Source organism: Actinopolymorpha sp. B9G3 (assembly GCF_040120725.1).
GTDB lineage: Bacteria > Actinomycetota > Actinomycetes > Propionibacteriales > Actinopolymorphaceae > Thermasporomyces.
On sequence record NZ_JBEEAB010000001.1, the window covers coordinates 704,880 to 714,550 of the forward strand.

Annotated in this window: 11 protein-coding genes; 5 read left to right on the forward strand and 6 right to left on the reverse strand. The window is 66.0% G+C overall.

Annotation, left to right across the window (positions count from 1 at the left end):
* Window positions 1-8: 8 nt before the first annotated feature.
* From ABNF93_RS03070 to ABNF93_RS03090, 5 genes are all read right to left on the reverse strand, one after another.
* Window positions 9-1,274 (reverse strand): extracellular solute-binding protein, encoded by a 1,266-nt coding sequence (locus ABNF93_RS03070; RefSeq protein WP_349325953.1) that lies wholly within the window; start codon window positions 1,272-1,274, stop codon window positions 9-11.
* 45 nt (window positions 1,275-1,319) lie between these two features.
* On the reverse strand, window positions 1,320-3,266 hold the full coding sequence (locus ABNF93_RS03075) for an exo-alpha-sialidase (protein WP_349325954.1): 1,947 nt from the start codon (window positions 3,264-3,266) through the stop codon (window positions 1,320-1,322).
* 110 nt (window positions 3,267-3,376) lie between these two features.
* Entirely contained in the window at window positions 3,377-4,141 is a 765-nt protein-coding gene (locus ABNF93_RS03080) for a FadR/GntR family transcriptional regulator (RefSeq protein ID WP_349325955.1), read from the reverse strand.
* Window positions 4,142-4,192: 51 nt separating this feature from the next.
* Complete coding sequence (locus tag ABNF93_RS03085) at window positions 4,193-4,486, reverse strand: phosphotransferase (protein WP_349325956.1); 294 nt, start codon at window positions 4,484-4,486, stop codon at window positions 4,193-4,195.
* Window positions 4,487-4,549: 63 nt separating this feature from the next.
* A complete protein-coding gene (locus ABNF93_RS03090; protein WP_349325957.1) occupies window positions 4,550-5,185 on the reverse strand; it encodes a dihydrofolate reductase family protein in 636 nt (211 codons plus the stop codon).
* 181 nt (window positions 5,186-5,366) lie between these two features.
* Here ABNF93_RS03090 and ABNF93_RS03095 point away from each other — a divergent pair, with 181 nt between their 5' ends.
* From ABNF93_RS03095 to ABNF93_RS03115, 5 genes are all read left to right on the forward strand, one after another.
* Window positions 5,367-6,134 (forward strand): TetR/AcrR family transcriptional regulator, encoded by a 768-nt coding sequence (locus ABNF93_RS03095; protein ID WP_349325958.1) that lies wholly within the window; start codon window positions 5,367-5,369, stop codon window positions 6,132-6,134.
* Between the two features lie 227 nt (window positions 6,135-6,361).
* Window positions 6,362-6,682, forward strand: coding sequence for a GYD domain-containing protein (locus ABNF93_RS03100; protein WP_349325959.1), 321 nt, complete (start codon window positions 6,362-6,364; stop codon window positions 6,680-6,682).
* Window positions 6,683-7,012: 330 nt separating this feature from the next.
* Window positions 7,013-7,978 (forward strand): MASE1 domain-containing protein, encoded by a 966-nt coding sequence (locus ABNF93_RS03105; protein ID WP_349325977.1) that lies wholly within the window; start codon window positions 7,013-7,015, stop codon window positions 7,976-7,978.
* Window positions 7,979-8,241: 263 nt separating this feature from the next.
* Window positions 8,242-8,442 carry a hypothetical protein gene (locus tag ABNF93_RS03110; protein ID WP_349325960.1) on the forward strand — a complete coding sequence of 67 codons (201 nt, stop codon included), beginning with the start codon at window positions 8,242-8,244 and terminating at the stop codon, window positions 8,440-8,442.
* Window positions 8,439-8,831 carry a hypothetical protein gene (locus ABNF93_RS03115; protein WP_349325961.1) on the forward strand — a complete coding sequence of 131 codons (393 nt, stop codon included), beginning with the start codon at window positions 8,439-8,441 and terminating at the stop codon, window positions 8,829-8,831. Before ABNF93_RS03110 ends, ABNF93_RS03115 begins: the two co-directional genes overlap by 4 nt.
* A 267-nt stretch (window positions 8,832-9,098) precedes the next feature.
* Here the strand turns inward: ABNF93_RS03115 and ABNF93_RS03120 are convergent.
* The coding region (locus ABNF93_RS03120) for a GNAT family N-acetyltransferase (RefSeq protein WP_349325962.1) at window positions 9,099-9,671 on the reverse strand (573 nt) is incomplete at its 5' end.

A 9,671-nucleotide genomic window follows, 5' to 3' on the forward strand; every position in this document is an offset into this window, starting at 1 on the left:
GACGGGACTCATGACCCCGACAGCGCCTCGTCGATGCCCGACTGCGCTGTCTGCGCGGCCTCTTCTGGGCTGCTGGATCCGCTGACCGTGGCCTGCAGTGCCTCCTGCACGAGGGTGAACGCCTCGTTCGAGTGGGTGGCCAGATCACCCTCCGGCGCCCAGGCGTCCTCCAGCTGGTCGGCGAACTTCTGGCGGACCGGATCCTCGACCGCGCCGGGCACGTCGCTCCGGGCCGGGAGCTTGTTGCGCGCCGGCAGGTACTCCGTCAGTACGTCTGGCCGCTGCAGGTGGGTGATCAGGTCCCAGGCCGCGTCGGCGTCGCCGCTGCCGGCCCCGATCGTGAGGTTCTCCGCGGACAGGAAGGTCTTGCTCGTCTCCTCGCTCGGCATCGGCGCGATGTCCCAGCTCAGGTCCGGCACCTCCTCGTGGAGGATGCTGACGTAGGTCGCCGAGTTGATCATCATGGCGGCCTGGCCGGTGGCGAAGTGGTTCTTGGCGTCCTCCTCGCTCCAGGTGAGGAAGCCCTTCGAGAGACCGCCGTTGTCGACCATTGTCTTGAACGACCGCAACGCCTCGACACCCGCGTCGCTGCCGAACTCCTCGATCGACCCACCAGCGGCGAGGGTCCGGAGTACGAGCCCGGTCGCTCCTTCGGCGCCCTCACCTCCAGCGACCGCGAGGCCGTACTTCACGTCCCCCGCGAGCCTGGCCGCGGTCGACTCCATCTCCTCCCAGGTCCTCGGAGGCTGAAGCCCGGCCGCGTCCAGCAGGTCCTTGTTGTAGTAGACGGCGTAGTCGTCAGCGACGTGCGGAACGCCGTACGTGGCGCCGTCGACCTGCGTGGTTTCCCAGCTCGTGGGGTAGTAGGCGTCCTGCTCGCCCCACTCCTCCACCCGGCCGCTGAGGTCTTCGATGATTCCGGCCTCGGCCATCGCCTGGGTGTCGAAGGCGTTGATCAGGGCGATGTCGGGCAACTCGTCGGCGGTCGCGGCCTGCTGGAGGGTGCGGTTGAAGTCGTCGAACGGGATGTGGCGGGCGTCGACCTCTATCTCGTCGTGGTCCTCGTCGTAGGCCTCGAGCACTTTCTCCAACGGGATGTTGTGCGGCTCGCCGTAGTAGTGCCAGAACGTGATGGTGCCGTCGCCCCCCGACGACGCTTCGTCCGAGCCGCCTGAGCCGCCGCCCAAACTCCCGCACGCAGCGAGCGATGCAGAGAGTAGGGCGGCGACCGAGACGGTCGCGACGCGACTGCGGACGCGGTGAATGGGGTGCATGACTCGTCCTCCAGATGGCATCGATTCACAGCAGGGGCGGGCCGGCTACCGGGTCTGGTCGACGCCGGCTCGCCGAAGGTTGTCCATGGGCAGGTGAAGCAAGGCGCCGTCCGGCGGTGCGGCGTTGTCGTCGGCGAGGGCCTGGATCTCCGCGGCCGTCAGGGCCCGATCGAACAGCCATGCCTCGTCGACGGCGCCTCGCAGCGGATTGTTGATGCCGTCGACACGGGCTCCGAACCGGATGCCGGTGCGGGCGCCGTCCGAGACAGACCCGGTGATCGCGGCCGCGGTGGCGACCGGCGAGCCGTCGACGAAGAGCGTCACGTTGTCGCTGTCCCGGGTGAGCGCGACATGGTGCCAGGTGCCGTCGGCGTACTCACCGGGAGCGGTCACGGATCGGCTTGCGTCGCCTGTCTCCAGGAGCGCGCGGAGCCGACCCAGGTTGGGTTCCAGCCGGATCCACCACTTTGGCTCGCCCGAGGTTGTCGAGTGCGCCCAGACGATTGCCTGGTCATCGGATGCGCTGGTGCGGAACCACGCCGCGGCCGTGAACGACCCACCGCCCACCGCCAGCGAGTCGGACAGCGGCGCCTCGACATAGTCCCCGGCCAGTTCCAGCGCGGAGCCGAAGGCGCCCTCAACCGGCTTGGGGCTGCCGCTGATGAGGCCGTCGTGCCCGTGGCCCGACTCGTCCGGGGTCGTCTGCCGCGGCGGACTTGGCACGTCGAGCATGCCGACCGGTACGCGGGCGAAGCTGATCCGCTGGTGGTACGGCAATGTCGCATCCGGCGAGAGCCGGTCGCCATTCTCGAAGAGAACCCCGAGCGTCTGACCGTCGATCGACACCAGGTCGGAGTAGCCGGAAGGGCCGTCGTACAGCTGAAGCCCGCGCTGCCAGGAGGCGGTCTGGTCGAAGCTGGACCAGAGAGTGAGGTTCTCCCGGGCGGTGGGGTGAGCCGGCGCGGAGAACACGATCCGGCTCCGAGATTCCGCCGCCTGTGACAGCTTCAGGACCGATCCCTGGATCTGGGTGGTGACGATGTCCGAGGTGGCCTGGTACGGCGCGTCGAAGGAGGCGGCGCCGTCGCTGCTGGTGGTGCTGACCCTACGCCCGGGGCTTGTGCCCCCCTGGTCGCGGGCATTGAAGTACACGGTCCCGTCGTTCAGCTCCACAGCGGTTGACTCGTTGGGGTTGTAGACGTCCTGCAGCGAGGTGTCGACGCCGCCCAGGTTCCAGGTCGTGCCGCCGTCATCGCTGTAGAGGCTGTGCGCGCCGAACAATCGTTCGTCCAGGCAGTCGATTCCGGACCCCTCGGGAGGGGCGACGGAGTGGTTGCCGGGGATCACCAGCCGGCCCGCGTGCTCCCCGCTGGTCAGCTGGATGCCGTGCCCGGGGCCGCCGACGAAGTGCCGCCAGGTGGCCGGCTTCACGTCCGCGGTGATCTCGTTGGGCCGCGACCAGGTGGCGCCGTTGTCATCGCTGTGCAGGATGAACGACCGCCTGGTCTCCTCGTCGGTAACCCGCCCGCAGCGGACATCGGCCGTCGTCACGTTGCCACCGGTACGCGTCGTGTTGACGACGATCCGGCCGGTCCTGCGATCCAGGATCGGCACCGGATTGGCGAACCTGTCCGGCCCGTCGTCGACGAGCACCTGCAACGGCCCCCAGGTAACGCCGCCGTCGGTGGACCGCTTGAGGACCAGATCGATGTTCCCGTCATCGCTCGGACTGTTGACCCGGCCCTCGGCGAACGCCAGCAGCGTGCCGTCAGCAGCCTTCAGGACCGCGGGAATCCGGAACGTGTGATAGCCGTCCTGGCCGCGGGAGAACACGGTCGTGTAGCTGACGCCCTCGGTGACGCCGGCGTGGGCGGACGTGGAACTGCCGAGTGGATCCATCGCGGTCACCCCCACGAAGGCAGCGACGAGTCCGGTCGCGATCAGGCTGGCAGCGACTCTCGCGGAGCGCTGCCGATGGGAGTATCCGCGCATAACCCGCCTCCGAAGTCTGCAAGATATCCTACAGATCGCGGAAACGTACGCCGACTGAGATTGCGTGTCAAGAGGCCAGTAGTACGGCCGTGAAGCCAGAGGGGGCGCCGTCAGGGCGCCGTTGCCTCCGTGGCAGCCCCCGCGCCGGCCTCCGCGCCGGCCTCCGCGCCGGCCTCCGGCGAGTCCTCGCCGCTGAGGCGGCACTCGATACCGATGTAATGCTCGTGCACCGCATCTCGGGCCTGCTCAGGATCGCCGGTAAGGACGGCGTCGAGAATCCTCGCGTGAGCCTGGTATGCCTTCATAGGGGTGCGCCCCAGCAGGGGCGGCGCGGCGTGGTGGAACGCGAGCCAGAACAGGTCGAACAGGCTGAGGAGCATCTCGTTGCCAAGGTCGGCGAACAGCAGCCGGTGAAACCGCCGGTCCTGCTCCGGAAACGGCTGACCCTGCTCGGCCAGGGTGTACATCTCCGCCAGAACCTCCCGCATGGCGGCGATGCTGGAGTCGGACACCACCCGCATCGCGTCCGCGATCAGGGCCGCCTCGAGCGCCTTGCGCAGTGCCAACAACTCGCTGACAGCGCGCCGACCCTGCATCAAGCCATACGGCAGATGGTCCAGCAGCGGGGCGAACGAAAACTCGCGCACATAGACACCGCTACCGCGGCGCGTCTCGAGCACGCCGGTCGACTCGAGGGCCTTGACCGCCTCGCGTACCGAGTTGCGGCTGACCCCGAAGATGCGCGCCAGCTCGGACTCCGGCTTGAGGGGATCGCCGGGGCGCAGCCCCTGCTTGATGATGTAGTTCCTGATTTCCTGCTGCACGGTCTTGTGAAGCGGGGGAGCACTTTCCAGCCGTCGAAACGCCGGTTCCACACTGCCTCCTGACGGGCCTAAGTGACTCTTGACACCCGAACGTGGCTGATCCTACGGTGCAACTTGTAGGATATCTTGCAAAGGCCGCACCGGAACTCCGGCTTGGCGAGCTTGCCGCATCGCCCACGCTTCCTGCTCGAACTCGCCCTCGCCCGAGTGGCGGATGCGAACCACCAACCGGCGAGCACCAGCGCGCACCCGATACACCTCGTTCTGGTAGCCCTGGATCACTCGTGCAACCTCATCGGCCGCCGCATGGGCCGCGCGACGCACGATCTCATCGACGACTGAGGATGGCGTTGACCATCGCGCCTGAAGATCCCGAACGTACGAGCTGTCACCCATGGTGGAGCCTCTCGTGGCGACGGTCGCCAAACGGCCACACCCAGGATTCTCGACCGGCGTGGTTCAGGCGCCCGTACGGGTGAACGTCACGTGGGTGACTCCGCTTGGCGAAGAGGTGGCCTCGACCGCGTATGCCTTCTCGAGGCCCTCCAGTCCGTCCCAGAGGCGTACGCCTCGGCCGAGCAGGATCGGGACCACCACGATGTGCATGTGGTCGATGAGCCCGGCGGCAAGGAAGTCGCGGATCACGGTGGGACCTCCGCCGATGCGTACGTCCTTGCCGTCCGCAGCCTTGCGGGCTGTCTCGAGCGCCTCGGCAGGCGAACTGTCGAGGAAGTGGAACGTCGTGCCCCCTTCCATCTCGATCGAGGAGCGCGGGTGATGGGTGAGGACGAAGACCGGCGTGTGGAACGGCGGGTTCGGACCCCACGCGCCCTTCCACTCCGGGTCCTCATGCCATCCGGGGTGGCCCCACTTCCCGGCACCCATGATCTCGGCGCCGATCCCCGGACCGAACTCCTCGGCGAAGACGTTGTCGACGCCGCGGCTACCGGCGGTCTGTTGCCACGCCCGGGTGGCGAACATCCATTGGTGCAGCCGGTCGCCGGCGTGACCGAAATGCGCGTCGTGGCTCTGACCCTCACCGGTGCCGAAGCCGTCGAGGGAGATGGCGAAGTTGTGGACGCGGGCGAGTGACATGGACGATTCTCCTTCGGTAATCGGAGCCATTTGTCGTACGTGGCAGGGAAACGGAGGTTGGTCGAGGAATGATCTCGATCTTCTTGCTCGACCACGAAACTGTGTCCGGTAGACACTGTGTACCATAGACGCGGTTAGTCGGGAACCGCAAGAGGCAAACTCGACGGACGGAGCGAGAGCGTTGGCGGCACCGGACAGACGCGCACCACAGGACTACCTCGGAGCCCTCGAGCTGCTGTGGGGTCTGCGCCAGCCGTCGAGCCTAGGGCCGAAGCGGGCGCTGTCCGTTCGCCAGATCGCAGAGGCCGGCGTGGCGATCGCCGACGCCCAAGGCCTCGCCGCGATCTCCATGCAGCGCGTCGCGGGCGAGCTCGACTACACGAAGATGGCGCTCTACCGGTATGTCCGGAGCAAGGCAGAACTGCTCGCGGTGATGACCGACCTCGCAATCGGCGACCCGCCCGACCTCGGCCCACCCGAAGACGGTTGGCGTACCCGACTGGAGCGGTGGGCGCGACTGATCCGCGCGACCTGGAACCGCCACCCCTGGTTACCGCACGTCAGCGAATGGCAGGCCAGCCCGGGCGCGGTACGGCCGGTGAGCAACGACCGCATCATGGGCCCGAACGAGGTCGCCTGGGTCGAGACAGCCACCAGCACCCTTTCGGGCCTCGGGATGTCACCACAGGAGCAGCTTGACGCAGTGTTTCTCGTGAGTGCCCACCTTCGCGCTACCCAAGCGATGACGACCTACGGCTTGCTGCCATGGACGCTCGGGTTGCCTCACGAGGAGATGCTCGACCGCCTCCGCGGCGGCCATGAACAACGATTCCCCACCCTGTCCCGTCTTGCGGCCAGCACGCACGACCCAGCGCACAGCGCATTCGAGTTCGGACTCGCCCGCATCCTCGACGGGCTCGAACTGCTCATTGACAAGCGCACGCGTTGAATGCCGCGCCAAAGGACTGCTCACCGGCGACGCCAGGTGAGGGAGAACCAAGAACCTCGATGATCTACGACGAAACCCTGCCACTGCGTCATCCTTGTCCAAGGCCGCATCGTGGAGGGCAGTACCCACGCGACTTTGCTGGCGGGTGGAGGACCTTCGGGGAGTTCCTGACCGTCCGTGTGGGTGCAAGGCTGACGCTAGAAGGGTCGTGAGGGGAGGTGCATCCCATGGCGAAGTTCCTCGTGGAGGCGAACTACACGGCGTCCGGAGCGAAGGGTCTGCTCAAGGAGGGCGGCACGGGGCGTCAGGCCGTGGTTCAGGACGTATGTGCGCAATTGGGTGGCAAGGTGGAAGCACTCTATTTCGCCTTCGGTGACCACGATTTGTACAGCATTCTCGAATTCCCGGACAACGTCTCGATGGCCGCCGTCGAGCTCGCGGTGAAGGCTAGCGGTGCCGTCGACACCAGGACCGTCGTCTTGTTAACGCCGGAGGAGCTCGATGAGGCTACAAGGAAGCCGGTCGAGTTCCGAGCGCCAGGCAGCTGACTGACCCCGCTGGGCGATTCGCCTGGGCCGCTAACACCTTGCGTGCGCACTGGGCCGAGCGCAGTGGCAAACCGGTTTGACCGTTCACGCTGACGCTTGCCATGCCTTTGAATTTCACGCCCATGTATCGGGTATGGTCCTCGCCTCCCATGGTCCCCAAGCAGCGTTGCTCTCGCGCGGTCCAGGTACCTCGACCATGTGGCGTGCCGCTCCGCAATTCGGGCCAAGGTCTGGAGAATACCGCGTACCAAGTCCACGGCTAGGTCGACAGTGGGACGCCTAGCATGGTTCGTTGTGGGGCGGCTTCCAGGGCTCAAGCGGTATGTGACCGTGGCTTTGCAGATCCTCGGCGTTGCGGTTGCCTATTACCTGTCTGCCCGCCTTGGGCTCTTGGTCGGATTGGTTCGCGGGCAGGTGAGCCCGTGGTGGCCACCGACCGGGATTGCCGTGGTTGCCCTGCTTGTCGTAGGTGTTCGTGTCTGGCCTGGGATCCTTGTGGCGCAGTTCGTTGTCGAACTGATGACTGTTCCCGCAATCCATGCCCTGCCGTCCGCGGTGGGGACTACGCTCTCGTGCCTGGTTGCCTATGTTCTGCTGCGTCGTGTCGGGTTCCGTGTCGAGTTGGACCGGCTGAAGGATGCGTTCGCGTTGGTGTTTCTCGCGGCCTTCGCCGCGATGCTTATCAGCGCAACGGCGGGTGCCGGTGAGCGCGTGCTTTCAGGCTTGGTCCCAGCGAGCTACTTCTGGGCAATGTGGTCGACCTGGTGGACAGGCGACGCAATGGGAGTGCTCCTGTTCGCACCACTACTCCTCGTCCTTCGTCGCCTTCGATGGCCCCTGGACGTGGACAAGTACCGACTGCTGGAATTCGCGCTGCTGCTGGTGGGATCGTTCGTCGTCGTCCTGGCGGGCACACAGATCATCGGCGCTGTCCTGTTCCTCGCTTTCCCGTTCTTGGGCTGGGCGGCGCTGCGCTTCCAACTGGCCGGAGCCGCTCCAGTCGCGCTGCTCACATCCCTCGCCGCTGTCTACGCGGCCGTCCAGGGCTACGGCCCGTTCGCCGGACGAGACCTGCTCACCATCATGATCACCCTCCAGCTCTTCAACGGCGCTGTCGCTCTAAGCGCATTGCTGCTCGCCGCAACCATCACCGAACGGGACCGTGGCCGCGTCGAGATCGAGCAAACGGCCATCCGACTTGGCGAAGTCGTCAACCACCTCGACCGCAGCAAGACCACTCCGCGGGTGGAACCCCGACGGTTCGGCGAGGACTCCCCGAAAGACGACGGCCCATGACCGCCACCGTGCGACGTCTCGGGCGGGCAGAAGGACCAGCCCTCTCGACGAGTCGTCTACCTACGTCGCTCTCCGCGTACATTGACCCAGCGGGAGCACAATGGCGGGTGACGTTGGCGTCAAGTGCCGCCGTCATTGGCGGGCTTGGCCGGGCCCTCTCCCATCGGAGGCCACCGCAAGCGGCTACCCGGGTTCTGCACGTTACCCGGCTGCGGACAAGGTGTCCGACCGATGGGAGCAGCCCTCAACTACGATTCTTCGCAATGGAAGAGAGGAACATCCCGGTCGTCACCGTCCCGCTTCCGACATACACCGTCACGGAGCCACCCGACATTGAAGCCGTTGGCCCAGTCATCGATGAAGCCATCTGCAAGAACTTCGGCCAGGCCGACGAACACATACTTGCCATCCGCGGCATCAGCCTGACCACCCAGGCCACACCCACGACTCGCTGGCTGAGGTGATCCTCGCGACCGGCACAGACCGATACGACCCGGACCGCATCGGCCCGACCGATATGAACTACGCCGGCTACGGGGTCGAGTTGCACGTCGGACACTGCGCGATATCGACAGCATCCCTGCGCACCCTGTGGGTCCAACACCCGACGTTTCTTGGCACCATCTCGCAATCAGTATTTGCCAAGTGGGCGAGCGACTTCTATGAGGGACCTGCGGTGGACCGCGGCGGGGTACCACTGAGGATCGATCTGATCACTATCTACGATCCCGCCCAACTTGAGGGCATCCGCATCCCCGGCCACGGCGACGAGAAACCTCCGTATTCAGCGTGCCGCTTCAAGTACCCCGACCGCCGCCAGGACGCATTGTTCGGCCTGATCAAGGTCCTGTGATGAACCAGCAGACAACTTTGGACGTTGCAGCCTCTTCGTGAGAGCGTGGTTGCCGTGCAACCTGCGTGCAACAAGCGGCCATACTGATCTGGACCGATATGGACGACGACGGGTCGCCAAGTCCCCTCAGCCGCCTGAATGAGCAAGCCCTGGACTGACCTGGACAAGTGACGATGGGTTCCTAAGCCGCGTGTCGCCACTTGGCAGCCTCCGGACAACGCGGAGTGTCGAGGTCCAGTCAGCGGTACCGACCGAAGCCCTTCGCCGCTACTGGGGTCTGACCGTTGCGGCGTTTGCCGGCTGGAGTGTTCGGACGTAGAGGAGGTCTTCACATGTCTGACCTGTTGCTGGTATGACGCTGCGCCGCACTCCTTCGTATGTGAAGCCAGCCTTTGTCGCGACGCGAACTGAGACGGCGTTCTTGGGATCGATGACAGCCTCGATCCGGTCCGCCAAACGGTCTACATGCAGTATGCGGTCAGTAATGAGCTGCAGGATGGTCGTTGCGAGCCCGCGCCCACGGGACTCCGGGGCGACTCCGTAGCACACCTCGACGCAGGACGGAGCGTGCCGGGTCAGCGACACCAATCCGATGATCTCGTCCGTGTCGTGCTCTACAACAAACCTGGCCAGCCCGAAGCTCCCCTCCCACCCGCGTGCGAACTCCGCCAGGACCTGCTCGGCACGCTCAGGAGGGCACGGGTTCGGGACGCCTAGCTGTTGCGGTTCATGAGGTTGGTGACGCGGTGGTGGGGGTTGTGAGGAGCTGAGGCGGGTCTCCGTCGGCAGGATGTGAAGCGCTGACCACACGTCCTGTTCCGAAGGAGACCCGCGTGTCCC

Excerpts from the sequence above, each read along its gene's own strand:
- ABNF93_RS03100 (WP_349325959.1), top strand. The coding sequence starts at position 6,362 with ATGGCGAAGTTCCTCGTGGAGGCGAACTACACGGCGTCCGGAGCGAAG.
- ABNF93_RS03085 (WP_349325956.1), bottom strand. The coding sequence starts at position 4,486 with ATGGGTGACAGCTCGTACGTTCGGGATCTTCAGGCGCGATGGTCAACG.
- ABNF93_RS03075 (WP_349325954.1), bottom strand. The coding sequence starts at position 3,266 with ATGCGCGGATACTCCCATCGGCAGCGCTCCGCGAGAGTCGCTGCCAGC.
- ABNF93_RS03070 (WP_349325953.1), bottom strand. The coding sequence starts at position 1,274 with ATGCACCCCATTCACCGCGTCCGCAGTCGCGTCGCGACCGTCTCGGTC.
- ABNF93_RS03090 (WP_349325957.1), bottom strand. The coding sequence starts at position 5,185 with ATGTCACTCGCCCGCGTCCACAACTTCGCCATCTCCCTCGACGGCTTC.
- ABNF93_RS03110 (WP_349325960.1), top strand. The coding sequence starts at position 8,242 with ATGGAAGAGAGGAACATCCCGGTCGTCACCGTCCCGCTTCCGACATAC.